General features: G+C 42.2%; 14 protein-coding genes. 9 read left to right on the top strand and 5 right to left on the bottom strand.

Annotated elements, in window-relative coordinates; all coding sequences use genetic code 11:
* Nucleotides 1–178: 178 nt before the first annotated feature.
* The 3 genes from ACTXGL_RS10810 to ACTXGL_RS10800 all read left to right on the top strand — a co-directional run bounded on the left by ACTXGL_RS10810 (nt 179) and on the right by ACTXGL_RS10800 (nt 2,421).
* Nucleotides 179–400 carry a hypothetical protein gene (locus ACTXGL_RS10810; protein ID WP_319052112.1) on the top strand — a complete coding sequence of 74 codons (222 nt, stop codon included), beginning with the start codon at nt 179–181 and terminating at the stop codon, nt 398–400.
* A 378-nt stretch (nt 401–778) separates the two neighbouring features.
* Nucleotides 779–1,609 (top strand): TIR domain-containing protein, encoded by an 831-nt coding sequence (locus ACTXGL_RS10805; RefSeq protein ID WP_443526808.1) that lies wholly within the window; start codon nt 779–781, stop codon nt 1,607–1,609.
* A 122-nt stretch (nt 1,610–1,731) separates the two neighbouring features.
* Nucleotides 1,732–2,421 carry a DUF3885 domain-containing protein gene (locus tag ACTXGL_RS10800; protein WP_319052110.1) on the top strand — a complete coding sequence of 230 codons (690 nt, stop codon included), beginning with the start codon at nt 1,732–1,734 and terminating at the stop codon, nt 2,419–2,421.
* A 51-nt stretch (nt 2,422–2,472) separates the two neighbouring features.
* Here the strand turns inward: ACTXGL_RS10800 and ACTXGL_RS10795 are convergent, their stop codons facing one another.
* Nucleotides 2,473–2,733, bottom strand: coding sequence for a DUF1289 domain-containing protein (locus tag ACTXGL_RS10795; RefSeq protein ID WP_443526806.1), 261 nt, complete (start codon nt 2,731–2,733; stop codon nt 2,473–2,475).
* A 188-nt stretch (nt 2,734–2,921) separates the two neighbouring features.
* Here ACTXGL_RS10795 and ACTXGL_RS10790 point away from each other — a divergent pair, with 188 nt between their 5' ends.
* The 3 genes from ACTXGL_RS10790 (at nt 2,922) to ACTXGL_RS10780 (ending at nt 6,611) form a co-directional block, all read left to right on the top strand.
* Nucleotides 2,922–3,581 carry a YqiA/YcfP family alpha/beta fold hydrolase gene (locus ACTXGL_RS10790; protein WP_443526805.1) on the top strand — a complete coding sequence of 220 codons (660 nt, stop codon included), beginning with the start codon at nt 2,922–2,924 and terminating at the stop codon, nt 3,579–3,581.
* Between the two features lie 276 nt (nt 3,582–3,857).
* Nucleotides 3,858–5,744: a DNA topoisomerase IV subunit B gene (parE, locus tag ACTXGL_RS10785; RefSeq protein WP_443526803.1), complete on the top strand. Its 1,887-nt coding sequence runs from the start codon at nt 3,858–3,860 to the stop codon at nt 5,742–5,744.
* A gap of 177 nt (nt 5,745–5,921) precedes the next feature.
* Nucleotides 5,922–6,611 (top strand): lysophospholipid acyltransferase family protein, encoded by a 690-nt coding sequence (locus tag ACTXGL_RS10780; RefSeq protein WP_443526802.1) that lies wholly within the window; start codon nt 5,922–5,924, stop codon nt 6,609–6,611.
* A 106-nt stretch (nt 6,612–6,717) separates the two neighbouring features.
* On the opposite strand, the gene budC is transcribed toward ACTXGL_RS10780, so the two are convergent.
* On the bottom strand, nt 6,718–7,500 hold the full coding sequence (budC, locus tag ACTXGL_RS10775) for a meso-2,3-butanediol dehydrogenase (RefSeq protein ID WP_443526800.1): 783 nt from the start codon (nt 7,498–7,500) through the stop codon (nt 6,718–6,720).
* 294 nt (nt 7,501–7,794) lie between these two features.
* Here budC and ACTXGL_RS10770 point away from each other — a divergent pair, with 294 nt between their 5' ends.
* Complete coding sequence (locus ACTXGL_RS10770; RefSeq protein ID WP_443526799.1) at nt 7,795–9,300, top strand: hypothetical protein; 1,506 nt, start codon at nt 7,795–7,797, stop codon at nt 9,298–9,300.
* 204 nt (nt 9,301–9,504) lie between these two features.
* Here the strand turns inward: ACTXGL_RS10770 and ACTXGL_RS10765 are convergent, their stop codons facing one another.
* Entirely contained in the window at nt 9,505–11,169 is a 1,665-nt protein-coding gene (locus ACTXGL_RS10765) for a mechanosensitive ion channel (RefSeq protein WP_443526798.1), read from the bottom strand.
* 444 nt (nt 11,170–11,613) lie between these two features.
* Between ACTXGL_RS10765 and ACTXGL_RS10760 the strand changes: the two genes are divergently transcribed.
* The gene (locus ACTXGL_RS10760) at nt 11,614–12,345 is read left to right on the top strand and encodes an FKBP-type peptidyl-prolyl cis-trans isomerase (protein WP_443526796.1); all 732 of its coding nucleotides are present in this window, start codon (nt 11,614–11,616) and stop codon (nt 12,343–12,345) included.
* A 146-nt stretch (nt 12,346–12,491) separates the two neighbouring features.
* On the opposite strand, the gene argA is transcribed toward ACTXGL_RS10760, so the two are convergent.
* A complete protein-coding gene (gene argA / locus ACTXGL_RS10755; RefSeq protein ID WP_319052100.1) occupies nt 12,492–13,814 on the bottom strand; it encodes an amino-acid N-acetyltransferase in 1,323 nt (440 codons plus the stop codon).
* Nucleotides 13,815–14,361: 547 nt separating this feature from the next.
* On the opposite strand from argA, the gene ACTXGL_RS10750 reads away from it, so the two are divergent.
* Complete coding sequence (locus ACTXGL_RS10750) at nt 14,362–14,943, top strand: hypothetical protein (protein WP_443526795.1); 582 nt, start codon at nt 14,362–14,364, stop codon at nt 14,941–14,943.
* Nucleotides 14,944–15,142: 199 nt separating this feature from the next.
* Here ACTXGL_RS10750 and ACTXGL_RS10745 read toward each other — a convergent pair whose 3' ends face one another.
* Nucleotides 15,143–16,123 (bottom strand): patatin-like phospholipase family protein, encoded by a 981-nt coding sequence (locus ACTXGL_RS10745; protein WP_443526793.1) that lies wholly within the window; start codon nt 16,121–16,123, stop codon nt 15,143–15,145.
* Between the last annotated feature and the right edge of the window lie 138 nt (nt 16,124–16,261).

The raw sequence follows: 16,261 nt of genomic DNA, 5'->3' as shown, positions 1-16,261 counted from the left end.
GAAGTGAAACATCGTTGCGCCAATGGTAGTGTGGTTCGCCCATGTGAGAGTAGGTCATCGTCAGCTCTCTATTCTGATTTGCCCCTTGATACTAACGTATCAAGGGGCTTTTCTTTGGCTGGAATTTCCTAAAGCTCAGATGCACCTGTCGGTAGTCGGTAAATGGGCGTACCAGTCGATGGTAGAATCATTCAGCGCGAAACCTGCGCCAGTCCGTATTCGCATGATGGGCGGTACAGTGCCAACGGCAGAGATTGTAGATGCTCTGCAAGTGCCGTTTGTTATCGTACCTTTGGTCAACGCTGACAATAATCAGCACGCTGCCAATGAAAATATGCGCATGGGTAACTATATTAATGGCGTACGTACTCTTTATAGTTTAGTTACTAGTCCTTTATAAATGAGAAAGTAAAGCAGTAATAGCCCAATCGCTGACGAAAAGAGCACGATGTAAAATTTGTTAATTGTCGGACTCAGAAGTGAAATATCTTATAATCGATAGTAGTGTGGTTCGCTGACGTGAGAGTAGGTCATCGTTATCTTTTTATAACTAAAGGTCTTCAATCAATTGTGTGATTGGAGACCTTTTTATATCTAGCCTTTGGATCTCAATAAGCTTTATTTTTTGAAAGTATTATATTTAATACTTTTGATTTTGTTATTTACAAATACGAAAGAGTGCAAGATGTGATTTTTATTGCTATATTATTTAGGAGATTATGGCATTATTTTTAGGATTTTAAATTTTTGACATTTAATAAAGTACGGAGATTATGAGTTGAGAAAACCCCGATTATTTATTGCATCCTCAGTTGAAAGTATTCCAATTGCCGAAGCTGTTAATGTCAATCTAGATCATCAGTTTGAAGTTACTATTTGGACAGGGGGTACTTTTAAACTCTCATCTTCAACTATTGAAGATTTAGTTGAGAAGTCTTCTACTGTCGACTTTGCACTGTTTATTTTTGCACCAGATGATGTAGCTGTAATTAGGGATGAAAATCAACATATAGTTAGAGATAATGTAGTATTTGAACTTGGTTTATTTATTGGTGCTATTGGAAAGAAACGTTCTTTTATTCTTAAGCCTCGTGATATAGATATACATCTACCAACTGATTTATTAGGTGTGACGCCTGCTGACTATGATGTGAATCGTTCAGATGGTGATTTAGTTTCTGCAACTAATAGGGCTTGCTCATTAATTAAAATAGAAGCTGCTAGTTTAGGTATTCTAAATCGTTCTAGTCTTTCTGAATCGAAAGCAATTATTGCGAATCCATCAAATTACAAGTTGAAAGAGCAAGACTATAGATTTTTAGCTTCTTGTCTTCAAAGTCAAGTTGCTAATCCTATTGGTTTACCTTTTTACATGATAAGTAATAATGTCAATGGGATAGACGATGCTGTTCTTCAGCTTTCTTTAGTAAAACTAGAGCGCATGGGTTTTTTAAGCAAATCTATAGAAATAGATCACCAAGAAGGTTATGAGTTCTATGCTTACTCTATAACTGAATTAGGGGTTGATGAACTTTTAAAAAATGAAGAAGCTCTTCAACTAAAAGTATCTAAGTCGGTGAACAGTTTTGATGACCATATTCCGTTTTGAAGAATATAAAGTAGTGTTAATCACTGGTTTTCCATAAGCGTTTCATAAGGTAGTGTATTGCTTGCTTTACAAATTATTCGTAGTCGACTCATACACTGTTTAGTTTAGGGTTAAGGAATATTATGAGTAAAAATTCAAACTGGTATGCTTTTCAAAATTTTATCAAAACTAATTTTCCTGATAGTAATTTACATCCTACAGAGTCATTTATTAGTCATACCAACCATTTAAGATTTGAACTAGGCGATGGTTTTGAAAACGGTACCATCAAAAGAGTTGATCATTGTGTAAAAAAAGCAGTTAAGATTTTTGAGTCTGTATTTAACGATGAAGATGAAGTCTACATTCTAATTAACTCCTTTAAACATGACGGAGGTGGAGAGTTTTATAAGCCAACGAATGGGTATCTAGAAGCACAATTTTCGTATTTTGACGAAATAATTAAAGATGAGAATATTGTTATAACTTCAGAAACTGACGAGTTTTATGATATTCAAAAAGAAATTTCAGAGATAATGACAATTACTACTCATCATATTCAGAAAATATTTAGAGTAGATCTTGCCTCAGTAAACTATATCAATATCCTTAGAGGTACTGCTAATCTTGAAATGGGTTTATCCCCAGCAATAAGTGACAATATATACTTTATTAACAAATCTAAGAAAATCGTCTTTTACATGTATGATGATCGTGGGTGTATGGTCTATTCATCAGATATAGAGTCTATTCGATTTTTATATGATAACCTCTATGAATGGCTAGTTGAGTACCATATAGAAACATTCGATCATTTATTTCGACGCAAATAATGAATAGAAGCTAAGCAGATTTGCTCTAGTAACCAAAATTATTCCAAAGTATCAAAACAACTCACCCATCTCAACCTCTTCTTCAAAATCAAATCCTAGCTGCTCGTTTTTGCGCAGCCGCATAAGCTCAATACGCAGCTTACGTCCTGCGATAAGCCTCAGTACCTCACGTTGCTGCTCTGTCGTCATATGATGCCATCGTTGGCGCTCGGCTCGACTGCGCAGGCAACCAAAGCAATAGCCTTTTTTATTGCTTTCACAGACACCGATACAAGGGTTGTCAATGTCGAACAGCTCAAACTGTTGATTCATGGCGACTCCATTGCTATTACCATCATTCCTTTGACTGGCACCAGACGATTATGATCATATTATTATGTCGCAAATACCGACTAATAGTGTGCCGTTTTATTGTTATTATTTTTGCGCATCGGGTGCTATGCTTAGCGCTACTAGCCTATATAAGACAATCATAACAAAATTAATAAGTGAGATAATACGTGAACCTGATTTATATCCATGGACTGGACAGCGATGCGAACTCGACTAAAGGGCTGCTGTTAGACAAATACTGTCAGCATCATCATCCTGATATCACGGTGCTGCGTCCTGATTTGAATAAATCGCCTGCGCAAGTTCGTGAGAAGTTGTTGTTATTGATAGACGGGTTAAACAATAGCAAAGATGAGCAGACCGAATCTTCCAGTACGGTATTGGTTGGTAGCTCATTGGGTGGATATTTTTCTACGTTAATCAGTAATAAAATGGGTTGCCCTGCATTACTACTAAACCCTAGTACGCAGCCACATATTACGCTACAGCGGTTTGCTGATGAGTCTGTATTAATCGATAGTGGTAAAGCAGCATTGTCTGAAGATTATGTTTTACATTCGACAGCAGGCGGCTGGGATATAACCAATGCTGATTTGCAATGGTTTGCAGATCATCAAATCTCTCAAGTTAATTATCCCAACAAAATTGCTGTACTGCTTAAACAGGGTGATGAGCTATTAAACTCTGAGCTGTCTCAAGCCTTTTATGAAGGGCAAGGCGCAGCAGTAACCGCACAAGCAGGTGGCGATCATCGCTTTAGTGATTTTGGTGAGCAGCTACCGATGGTGATAGAGATGCTACGAGAGCTAGGGCGTATCATCAACTAGCCCATTCAATCATTTAGCGGTCTTAAAATGGCTAAATCTTGTCAAAAATCGTCAAAAATTTTGCGAATATACCTATATTCTCTGCAATTTTTTCCTCGTTTGACTACTATTTATCTCATTTTAAGCCTCGCTATCTAAATGATGACACGCCCTAGTAAAGTCTTAAATAGACGACATTATATGACGTGAACGATGGACTATTGACCTTAACGTCGCTGTTTTTGGTTATAATGGTTTTATAGAGTTAAACGCACATGAATAGTTAAGGATGCATTTGTGAGTCAATATAATGCGCAATCGTTAGAAGTTTTAGAGGGGCTTGAACCCGTCCGTCGTCGCCCAGGTATGTATACCGATACCACGCGTCCAAATCATTTGGCGCAAGAAGTCATTGATAACTCGGTGGATGAAGCGTTGGCGGGTTATGCCAAAAACATCAAGGTGCAACTGCACAGTGATGGGTCGCTGTCTGTCGAGGATGATGGGCGCGGTATGCCGACTGATATTCACCCTGAATTTGGTCAATCAGGCATCGAGCTGATTTTGACCCGTTTGCATGCGGGTGGCAAGTTTTCGACCTCCAATTACGAAGTGTCAGGCGGTTTGCATGGCGTGGGTATCTCTGTCGTCAATGCGCTATCAACCCGCGTTGCAGTGACGGTATGGCGTGATAGTACACAGTTTGATATGGCGTTTGAAAATGGCGCGCCCGTGACGCCATTGACCGAGGCGGTCAGCTCAAATAAACGCAAACGTGGTACTAAAGTGCATTTTTGGGCCGATGGCAGCTTTTTTGACACGCCCAAATTTAATGTGAAGCAGCTTAAGCACAATTTAAAAGCCAAAGCGGTATTGGCTGCGGGACTAACGATTGAGTTCACCGATGATATCAATGATGAAAAGGTGGTTTGGCAATTTACTGATGGGGTGGTCGAGTATCTAAGCGAGCAATTAGATGGTCTTGAGACGCTACCAGAAGCACCCTTTTATTATAATTACGATGCAAAAGTGGGCGAACGTGCGGGTGTGACCTTTGCGTTGTCTTGGCTACCTGAGGGTGGTACACCGATTCAAGAAAGCTATGTGAATCTTATCCCGACGGCGCAGGGCGGTACGCACGTCAATGGATTACGCACAGGTATCTTAGAAGCATTACGTGAGTTTTGTGATATTCATAATTTGCTACCGCGCAGTGTAAAACTGACCGCAGAAGATGTCTGGGATGGGGTGAACTATATCTTATCCTTGAAGTTCTCTGAGCCGCAGTTCTCTGGTCAGACCAAAGAGCGTTTATCGAGCCGTGAAGCTGCGGGCGCTGTACAGACCTTGGCAAAAGATGCCTTTAGTCTGTGGTTAAACCAACATGCGGATATGGGTACGCAAATTGCGGAATTGGCGATTAATAAAGCAGGTCGCCGCCTAAAATCAGCCAAAAAAGTCGCTCGTAAGAAAATCACGCAAGGGCCAGCACTGCCAGGTAAATTGGCAGATTGCCGTGGTGATTTACGTGATGGCGCTGAGCTGTTCTTAGTAGAGGGTGACTCGGCAGGTGGCAGTGCCAAGCAAGCACGTGATCGTCATTATCAGGCGATATTACCTCTGCGCGGTAAGATTTTGAATACATGGGAAGTGTCGTCAGATACGGTACTATCAAGCCAAGAAATTCATGATATTGCTATTGCGATCGGTGTGGATCCTGCCTCTGATGATTTGTCCGAACTACGCTATGACAAGATATGTATCTTGGCAGATGCTGACTCTGATGGTTTGCATATTGCGACGCTGATCTGTGCGTTGTTCGTCAAGCATTTCCCTGCGCTGGTGGATGCTGGTCACTTGTTTGTCGCGATGCCGCCATTGTACCGTGTGGACGTGGGTAAAGAGGTGCACTATGCGTTAGATGAGCCAGAGCTTGCGCATATCCTAGCTAATGTACCGGGCAACAAAAAAGCGCAAATCACCCGTTTTAAAGGGCTGGGCGAGATGAGTGCTGAGCAATTGCGTGAGACGACGATGAGCCGTGATACGCGCCGGTTAGTGCAGTTAGATATGGATGACATGGTACTGACCAATGGCATCATGGACATGCTACTAGCCAAGAAACGTGCCGCTGATCGTAAGTCTTGGCTTGAGAGTAAAGGGGACTTGGCTGATATTTCTTAATCGATATCAGTGAGTCTTGAGAAATATGTGCAAGATTAAATGGCATAGGGTATTACTTATATTTATGGCTGCGCGCTATTGCACATAGTAAAAGCACGCAAAATTCAGCCTAGTTAAACAGGCTAGATGTTATCATATCAGTACCTTTCACTATATTGTGCTGTCATGATACCAAAGATGTTTAAACGCTCTAAGTCTGCCACTACTGAATCTACACGCTCAAAGATACTGCCAAAGCTCAGTAGAAAACAAGTGGGTGATAACGTGCCTAGGCGCGGTAATAAAGTGTCGCCTGTGATTGGCTTGTGGCTCATGAAGACATTGGGATGGCGAACGGTTGGTGATATTCCTAATATCTCTCAGGCTGTGGTATTGGCACTGCCCCATACCTCTAATGTTGATGGCGTTTATGCACTTCCTAGTTTATTTGCGCTAGATTTAAAAATTAGTATCATGGCAAAGCATACGCTGTTTAGAGTGCCAGTATTGTCTCAGCTGCTGTATTGGATGGGGATTATTCCGATTAATCGCACTGAAAAAGGCTCAGTATTGCAAGCCAGTATCGACAAGTTTAAGACAGGTGAGCCACTATTTTTGGGCTTATCACCAGAGGGTACACGGCAATATACCGAGAGCTGGAAAACAGGATTTTACTATTTGGCGCTCGGTGCTGGCGTGCCTATCTTGCCAGTCGCGCTGGATTATAATACCAAAGAAGTTCGTTTTTTATCTGTGATGCATCCAACTGGAGATATTGAAGCGGATTTACCAAAAATTTATGCTCAATACCAAGGCGTCATGCCAAGGCATCCTGAGCGTCTATCGCAGCCGCTACAGGATATCAACAACGCAGCTAAATCTGAATAAGCCTTTTTTAATATATCTCTAAAGATAAAAAAGCCCCTGATAATATATTATCAGGGGCTTTTTTTGAGTGATTTTATCGTGGCTGTTAATTTAGAGAGCCAAGATATTAGAACTGTGGCTGACCGTTAGAGGCGCTAACGCCGCCATCAACAGGTAGGTTCACCCCAGTAATCATAGCAGCGTCGCTACTGGCCAAAAAAGTAATGGCAGCGGCAATATCTTCTGGGGCAGCCAAACGCCCAAGTGGACAGCGGGCTAGAAATTTGTCTGTCTTACTGTCATTGTCTTGAATGGCAGTGGTCATGCTGGTCTTAGTCACACTTGGATTGACAGCATTTACGCGCACACCGTCAGGACCATGATCTAACGCTAGTGTACGCGTTAAGTTGGTTACACCTGCTTTGGCAGCGTTGTAAGCGGCCATATTCCAGTCACCGCCCATTCCCGAGAGGGATGAGACATTGACGATACTGCCTTTGGTTTCTATCAAATGGGGCATCGCCGCTTGTGAGACATAAAATGTACCATTTAGATTAACATCAATGGCTGAGCGCCAGTCTTCAGCAGACAGATCTGTTATTTTACCTTGAGTCGCTTTTCCAGCGTTGTTGACCAAAACATCAATCCTTTCAAACTTATCGATAGTATGTTTGATCATCTCCTGTACTTGGCTCTGTACGCTGATATCGCAAGTGACACATAGATAGTTATCAGTATGAATCCACGTATGATCTTCTGGAAACTGTTCTGCTGTTTTTGCTAAGGTATCAGCAGTACGCCCCACCAAAACCACTCTAGCACCTTCTTCAGCAAAGCGAATGGCAGTAGCACGGCCAATACCTGAACCTGCTCCAGTGACGATCACGGTTTTTTCTTTAAAACGCTTCATAATGCTCAATCCTTGTTATTATATAGTGCTGATTAAAATTTGATAAATGAACCTAACAGCGGTGCGTGGATGCAGCTTAGAACTATAAAGTCTACGGACAAGTAACACCGCTTTGATATCATCATAACAAGTCATTGCGTTGAAAGCGACTGTGTCTGATAGTGCTTATGTAGCATAATTTTACAGTCGTAAATGCGCTAAAGTACTAGCAATGATATTAGTAAAAACGCTATGGTTTTGAGAAGTTAAAAGGCGATTAATCGCCTAATTTACGATAATAAAAGGTTGGAATTTGTGTCTCAGTCCTCTACTACAATATCTGATGAAAGTTATCTTGCTAGTGAGCTTGCCTGTTATTTACAGTCAGCTGCGATAAGCGTCACGCTGCCTGCTATACAAACAGCTGGACAAAAATATGATGCTGGTCAATATCTCTACCAACTCCCAGCAGGCAAGCTGCAACTGCTGGCGTTGACACTGTATTTACCTTTAGATACCAGTTCAGCTGATATTAGTGCAGCACGTATGACTGCGGTAAAATCTGCCCTCGCATGGCATAAGGCATCAGCTTCTCAAAATAAAAGCACCGAAAGAAACGACATCGAAAAAAACCGCACTGAAAGTATCGACACCAACAATAAAGACATAGAGCCCCTTTGCCATGATGTTTTAGTTGTCGATATTCAGCTGACTGATGATGAAGAGAGGAGTGCAGCACATACTGATAGTCATCAGACCAAACCACCCAGTCGTCTAAAGCATGACTTCGGCGCTCGCTATTTTTTGGAGGATTTGGTGGTAGATATGAGTGAGGCTGGGCCACAACTACACGTGTTTAGCTGGCACGACTGGCAATCGGTCTTGGTAGCGGTACAGACCCCCTGCGAGTTATGGCGGTTTTTGAGTTATCACTTAGCGCAGTTGCAATACTCGGCTATCAGTCATGCGCCAAGTTTTGTATCAGAAGAAGTACTCGCGGCTCAGTTTTTGCAAAGTCCATCTTTGTTGGCGCCTGCTATCACAGTAGATAATACGCTTATCAAACATGAAACTCAGGACAAACCCAATCCAGCACTTGTCACCATGGCGCTCGCGTACAAAAATCAAAGTGCAACTGCTCAGATGTATCATCAGCATATGCAACAAGCAGCGACACTATGGTCGCAGTTAAGTGCACAGATGATAGCAATGTATCGTGAAAAGCAGACAGCGACAGATGACCAAACACAGCCAGATACCTTGGTGTCTCGCTGGCAGCAGCAACTGTTGGATGAGTCGTTGTTCTCGCGGCATGAGCTGGTCCGTACGCTATATAGACATCCTAAGCAAAGTGATAAGCTGAGACAAGATGGTTATGTGGTACATCAGCATTCTTACGAGAGCTTGGGTCGGCACTATGTGCTCATATTCTATGGTCAGGATGCTCAGGCAAATAACAGCAAAGCGGCTATCCAGCCGAATCTAGCAAAAATTGCCCAGGACGTAGCGACGCGCTTGCCAATAGTAGAGTTACATCATATCGTTGTGCTTGGTATCGACTTTATTACTGAAGACAATGAGACATTTATTGATATTGATGTGTGGATACAGCCAGTCGATACGATGACTCAAAGAGAGCGGCAGTTGACTAAACAAATACAGCAGCTAAAAAAGCAAGAATCGCAAAAAAATGCCCAAAGAGTAAACAGGCAAGCTGACCAGAATGCTAAGTATGAGGATAAATCCGAGAACAATAATAAACCTGCTAAGTTACCTCAAGTAAAGCTAAGTCTTTCTATACCTGCAAAAAAAGACAGATAATGATCAATGATTATAGGGATTAATGATTTCTACAAAGTAGTTTTTAGAGCAGGGTGGTTCTGAGTCAGGTGCTGTTTCAACGCTATTTCAATGTGGTTTCAATTTTTTTGTACCTTACCTCTAAGCGATTTCTACTGATACGCGCATAAAAAAAGACAGCCTAGGCTGTCTTTTTCTTATTTAAAAGTAAGGCGTTATGGATGCTTACTTATTGATATCATCGTTAAGATTGCTACCAGGAAGCGTCTGATCACTGTTGTAGATGTCATTGGTATCTACGCGAGGCGTTTCGATAACATCAGTACGCAATTCAGTAGTTGACGTAGTAGCAGCTGAAGGCGTATTTTCACGTACTGAATCAGCAACTTTCTCTTGCGTCGATGAGTTTGGCGTGACTGCAGACTTTGCTTTCGCTTCGTCACGTTCACGATCCATTTTGTCTTGCATCTTACGTAGGAAGCGTGCTGCTGCTTCTTGACCACCAAGACCAAACGATAGAGCAAAGGCAACGGCTACGGCACCTAGAGTTAGGCCAAATGCTAAATTGACGATCGAATCAGCAATACCCATTGCTTTTAGACCCATAGCAAGTACAAGACCCATGATCAATACACGTACGATGTTTGCTAAGAACTGTGAACCTTGCTCAGAACGTTCAACAACGCCTGCAATGATATTGGCAAGCCAAAATCCGATGAATAGGATAATCGCACCTAATACGATGTTGGCACCAAAAGCGATGAACATCGTGATGATGCCTGATATAGCAACAAAACCTAATAGATCGGCGGCTGCAATGGCTGCAAATAGCATAGCAAAGAAGATAATCGCATGACCAACTAAGTCCGATACTCTCTGGCTGCCCATGGTTTCTTGCAAGCCTACTTTGGCAGGCAATTGGTTCACTTGCGTATTCTCAAGCAAACCTTTAACGATGTTGGCAACCATACGAACCACATAGAAAGTCACTACTAGGATAGCGACTGCCATAAAGATATTTGGCAATGCTTCCATAATTTTGTTAAGCATATTGGTCGCAGGACGAGCAATTACTTCGATTTTCAATGCATTTAACGCAGCAATAATCGTTGGAATAATAACTACTAAAAATGCTAGCGAACCTGCAATGTTAGGTAGGCTGTTTTGTTCACTTAAGCCTGCTTTTGACGCCAATGCTTGAACATTAAACGTAGAAACAAGATTGGTTACGATGCCGCGAACCACTTTGGCAATGATATAACCGACAACAAATACCACACCTGCAATCAGGATGTTAGGAATAAAGCTGAAGATTTTGTCGACCATATTCGTTAATGGGGCAAACAAACCATCAAGCTCTAACTGACCAAGTACCATGGTCAACACCACTAACAAGATGAACCAGTAAACCATGTCAGCAATCGTGCTGCTCATCGGTTTTACGCCAGCTTTTGCGCTTAAACGCTCATCCATTGAGGTTTTAGACAGTGCAGCATTGATAGCAGTACGAGCTACCGTAGCAACGACCCAACCGATGACACCAAGAGCAATCGCACCGATGAGGTTAGGAATAAACGCCAATACTTGGTTGACCATATTTGCAAATGGTGCCGAGATTGAGTTTAGGTTCAGTTGGCTAAGCGCGCCTGAAATGGCAATGATAAAGATAAACCAAAAAACAATCTTGGAGATAATGCCCTCAAGATCGTAAGTTTTACCGGTTGAAGAGTTCATGCGTTGATTGAGATTGACTTTAGATAGGACACCGCGGACAAGTGCTGCGATACCGAGTGCTACTAGCCAACCAATGATAAATATCAAAATAGCACCAATGATAGAACCGATAGGCCCACCAAGATAACCGTTAAAAGATGTATACATTGGGTTCATCTTATCCTCCTTGAAGCATCCTATAAATATCGCTAATAAAACTATGAGTGAGCGAGACAGATATGTAGATGATTATTAAAATAATGTCTTGGGGTTGAGTTATACGAAGATAGTATTTTTTGAATGGTTCTATTATCAACGGCATCAGTCTGATTTTTAGTTATCGATTTGCTACTGATACTCATATGTTGATAATAAATGTCAACATTCGATTACTTATCTCCTTAACGAACTCAGCTTAACTGAAGTATTGATGGATTTAAAGACAGAAAGCTTTACCCGACACTATATTTGTGTGATAACTTGTTATTATCACAGGAGATATTTACACAGACTGTACATTCGCTCGATAATTTTGTGCAAAGCGTGGTTCCCAAAACTAAGATTTGTTATTATAGAGAAATGTGACATCTCGCCACTATTCTTACAATTAGAGAGTACTTTATGAAAAAAATCACTACTTTAAGCGTTAGCGCTCTTGCTAGTGCTATGTTGTTAATGACAGGTTGTAGCACTAATAACGGCAGTCAAGAAACAGCCGCTCAAAGCGTTTCTATTACAGAGCAAAGCTCAGCAAGTGAAAAAGTGGGCTACAGCTTAGGCTTCATGATGGCAGAAGGTAATAAAGAAGCAGTTAAAGATCTGAACCTAGATACTTTTGAAAAAGGCTTCCGTGATGGCTATGAAGGCAATGACTCAGCATTGACTCAAGAGCAGATGCAAGAAGTATTGATGACTTATCAAAAAGAACAAGAAGAACAGTTCGTTAAAGACATGGAAAACAAAGCAACAGAAAACAAAACAGCAGGTACTGCATACCTAGCAGAAAATGCGAAGAAAGAAGGCGTCAAGCAAACTGATTCTGGCTTACAGTACAAAGTACTAAAAGAAGGTACTGGTAAATCACCAAAAGCAACTGATGTGGTGGAAGTCAACTACGAAGGTAAATTGATTGATGGTACCGTATTTGATAGCTCTTATGAGCGCGGTGAGCCAATCGAGTTCCCACTTAACCAAGTCATCGCTGGCTGGACAGAAGGTCTACAGTTGATGAAAGAAGGCGGCAAATATGAGTTTTATATCCCATCAGATATTGCCTATGGCGAAGCGGGTAATGCGGGTATCGAGCCTAACAGCACGCTTATCTTCACGGTTGAGCTATTAAGCGTTAAGTAAGTATTTAGCGCGTGAAATAGGTATCTAGCGAATAAAAAGCCTTCATAATGATTATGAAGGCTTTTTTTTGCGCAAATATTTTAGTTTGATTGATATTACCCTTGTTAGAGCAAGTCAAATAAGAATAATATCAGCTTGGCTATCCTCTATAGGTTCTTTTGAAAGACTTTAGAGTTGCGACCATTATGGTACTGCTCTTGACGTGATTCTGGTAAGGCATCTGCTTCAACTTCAGCAAAGCCTTGCTCAACGAACCAATGCGCGGTACGAGTCGTCAAAACAAATAGCTTATGCAAGCCATGACTGCGCGCTTGCTGCTCCAAGAACGCCAGCAAGTCAGCACCGCGACTACCACTGCGATACTCAGGACGTACGGCCACACAAGCCACTTCTGCTGACTCAGCATCTAACGTATGTAGCGCGGCACAGCCCAAAATCATACCATCACGCTCGATGACACTATAATTATCAATCTCTTGCTCTAAGCGTTCACGTGAGCGGCTGACTAAGATGCCTTGCTCTTCTAGAGGGGATAGCAGCTCGATAAGACCAACCACGTCATCAATGTTGGCACGGCGAATCTCTTCGTAAGGGTCATGGCTGATAAGCGTACCAGAACCATCACGAGTGAATAGCTCTTCTAGTAGTGCGCCATTTTTGGCATATGAGATGATATGTGTACGATGTACCCCTTGGCGACATGCTAGGCTTGCGCAGTTTAAGAAGTAATTGATTTCACAGTTTAGATCACGGTCGCGCAAGAAGCGATCCACTTCGTTGGGAATCATCTCATGTAATAAACGATCACCATCATTGATGCCAGCTTCCTCACCCAAGAAGATAAGCTTATCGGCTCCTAACGCTACTGCAGCACTAAGCGCCACGTCTTCAGCGAGCAAATTAAATACTTCGCCCGTCGCTGAATAGCCCATAGAGCCTAGTATCACGGTGTGGTCGTGTAATAAGTTGTTTTTGATAGCTTCCACATCGATAGAACGAACTTCGCCCGTCATTTGATAATCAATGCCTTCACGAATGCCATAAGGGCGCGCCGTCACAAAGTTACCTGAGATGGCATCAATGCGCGAACCATACATAGGTGAATTGGCAAGCCCCATCGACAGCTGTGCTTCGATCTGTAAACGAATAGCGCCAACCGCCTGTAGGATAGCTGGCATCGCTGCACGCGGGGTGATACGGATATCTTGATGTAGCGGAGACTCAATATTGTCGTCTTTGAGGTTTTTTTCGATTTGTGGTCGCGCCCCATGCACCAGTACCAGCTTGATGCCCAAACTATGGAGCAAAGCAAAGTCATGAATCAGTGTGCTGAAGTTAGGATGATTGACCGCCTCACCGCCAAACATGATCACGAACGTTTTGCCGCGATGGGTATTAATGTATGGGGCAGAGTTACGGAACCAATGGACGTATTCAGGATTAATCTGGGGCATGGAACTAGTAGTCATAATGGGAGCAGTAGTCGTTAGAATAAGAAAGAGTGCGCAGCAAAAATATGCCTTACGCTAAAGATTTACCATAGCAAAAAACGCGGTTATGAGCTATCTTTTATTTCAGCTGTGTTCGGGTGTTTCATCGCAGGATTACGATATACACAACCTCAACACGGGGTTAATGTACACACAAAAGCTTTTTGCTATGCTAAGCGCTATTGCTTTACGGTTAGCGAACGAAGATAATCATAAAAATAGTGATTTTATAAGAAGTACCCTTGTAGGAAGTAAGAAGTGACTTTATAAAAAGAGTGGCTCTGAAAGAAATAGCAACTGTGACGTGATCATGTAATTGATAGAACAAAATAGTCAAAAAGCAGATAATGATAATTTGCTTATCGGCTATGGTTTAAGTAATACCATCAGTTATATGTGCTGTAGTATTAGGGCTAGGTTGCTCAAGCAGTCATGAGCGATATAAGACAGCTATTGAATAGATTTAAAAAGTTTACGTTTTGCCATCTGCGTTTTACTGAAATATCAACTAGGGATAATGAGAATTATGAAAAAAAGTAACCAATTTGCTAGCCCATTTAGTGCTTGGAGCGGTCATCGCTTATTTCACGTTGTTGCCGGTACGCTCATCGGTGCAATGGTAGTCACGCAAGCGTCAGCAATGCTCCCAACACCAGAGCAAGCAGTTGATAGTTCAATGGCAATGCAGGCAAGTGCGAGCGGTAACTCAAGCGCCCAAGCGGTCAATAGCAAGATCACAGCATCGTTGGTAAGCGTCGATGCCAATGGTCAGGAGACTCTCGTTCCTGTTGATACTAATACTCGATTGCAATCGGGCAATGTTTTGGAGTATAAAGGATACTTCACCAATACCAATGCAGATCGTGTACGTAAGATGACGGTCACTATGAGTATTCCTGATCAAGTAGAGCTGCTTGGTACCGTGGCACCTGATTTCCCATATGGTAGTGTTGATGGCAATAACTTCGCTCGTATGCCACTACGTACAAAGGTAGATAATCAACTGCAAGATGTTGCGCTCAGATACTACAAAGCAGTTCGCTGGGATCTCGAAGGCGTTGGTCTGAATGATACGGTAGCAGTAAAATATCGCGCACGTGTTAAATAACACTAAATCAGCTACGGCTTGAAAAACTTTATTCTGAGGGGTTTGCCAAGCGCTACCAGGTAACAGTAAGCATTAACAAAAAGCACCATAGTTCATAGCTATGGTGCTTTTTTATGTACTGGAATAAATGTTGGCCGAAATTTTTTGGTAGGTGTTTCTGAATAAGTATCTTTGGATACACGTTTTTAGATAGGTCTGATTAAAGGGTTGCGTATTTGCTTTTGGACTTTTCTTGTATCAGTTGTTTGATAGCGCTGATGTGAGATGTAGTTGCTTGTGAGCCTGCTTCTATAAGATGGCGACGCTGCCTGGTATCTATTGAACTGATGTGTCCCACATTTGGTGTAATGACAATATCAGCACGGTCTCGCTCACGGCGCATTGATGAGGTACGTTGGTGCGTTGCGGGTGATACGATATTGGTTTCGAGAAACCCCCAAAAGTCACTCAATGAGCTGATGGTTAGAGGGTTATTAATCGTAGCGGCATTGTCTTGAGCAGTGGTCACATCAACAGCAATAACGATATCCGCACCCAAGTCACGAGCGCTATCTACAGGGACTAGGCTCACCACCCCACCATCGACGTATTTTTTACCGACTTTTTCGGGGATGCGCGGCGCGATAAAAATATTAGGCACGCTACAAGAGGCTTGAACAGCAAGACCTGCATCACCCGTCGTAAAGACGGCCTTTTTTAGAGTATGCTTTTCTGCTGCGACCGCTGCAAAGCTAATAGGAAACGCCTCTATTGCTTTTGCGTTCACTTTATTATTAATAAAGTTTTTGAGCTTGATACCTTCAACAAATCCTTGGTTGGATATCGTAAAATCTGTCAGCTGGCTGTCCGAGGTGGTCAGTGCCAACTGCTCAAGCTGTGCAGGCGTGTAGCCACTCGCATACAAGCTGCCAATTAAGCTACCGACACTGGTACCAACCACCATTGTAGGCTTAATGCCATTCTCTTCTAATGCTTTGATTACCCCCACATGAGCAAAGCCTTTCGCCCCGCCGCCGCCCAATACCAGTGCAACACTAGGTAGCTCTATGGCTGGTTCTGATGTTACTGAATAGTCAGGCGTTATGGTGCTACAAGCACTGATAGCAAGTCCAAATACAGTCAACAGACTGGCGCGTAGTAGGCCTAGAGGAGGGTGACTATAAAAAGCAGAAGCGAACATAAAAGCACCTTATAGCTTTGCCATGATGTAAAAAGAAGATAGAAGTTGTTTACTGGATAACAGTCAGACGTTCAGTCGTTTGCCATTGGATTGTTTTGCAGCAGTATTACCAAATAGCTGGGCATAAGCAATTGTATT

It is taken from the genome of Psychrobacter sp. T6-6, from assembly GCF_052258185.1.
Classification (GTDB): domain Bacteria; phylum Pseudomonadota; class Gammaproteobacteria; order Pseudomonadales; family Moraxellaceae; genus Psychrobacter.
Note: the sequence above shows the minus strand (reverse complement) of the source record. Positions and strands in the feature narration are given on the sequence as shown.

Coding starts and splice junctions, on each gene's coding strand:
- ACTXGL_RS10810 (WP_319052112.1), top strand. CDS start 179: ATGGTAGAATCATTCAGCGCGAAACCTGCGCCAGTCCGTATTCGCATG.
- ACTXGL_RS10800 (WP_319052110.1), top strand. CDS start 1,732: ATGAGTAAAAATTCAAACTGGTATGCTTTTCAAAATTTTATCAAAACT.
- ACTXGL_RS10795 (WP_443526806.1), bottom strand. CDS start 2,733: ATGAATCAACAGTTTGAGCTGTTCGACATTGACAACCCTTGTATCGGT.
- ACTXGL_RS10780 (WP_443526802.1), top strand. CDS start 5,922: ATGTTTAAACGCTCTAAGTCTGCCACTACTGAATCTACACGCTCAAAG.
- budC (WP_443526800.1), bottom strand. CDS start 7,500: ATGAAGCGTTTTAAAGAAAAAACCGTGATCGTCACTGGAGCAGGTTCA.
- ACTXGL_RS10765 (WP_443526798.1), bottom strand. CDS start 11,169: ATGAACCCAATGTATACATCTTTTAACGGTTATCTTGGTGGGCCTATC.
- ACTXGL_RS10760 (WP_443526796.1), top strand. CDS start 11,614: ATGAAAAAAATCACTACTTTAAGCGTTAGCGCTCTTGCTAGTGCTATG.
- argA (WP_319052100.1), bottom strand. CDS start 13,814: ATGACTACTAGTTCCATGCCCCAGATTAATCCTGAATACGTCCATTGG.
- ACTXGL_RS10750 (WP_443526795.1), top strand. CDS start 14,362: ATGAAAAAAAGTAACCAATTTGCTAGCCCATTTAGTGCTTGGAGCGGT.
- ACTXGL_RS10745 (WP_443526793.1), bottom strand. CDS start 16,123: ATGTTCGCTTCTGCTTTTTATAGTCACCCTCCTCTAGGCCTACTACGC.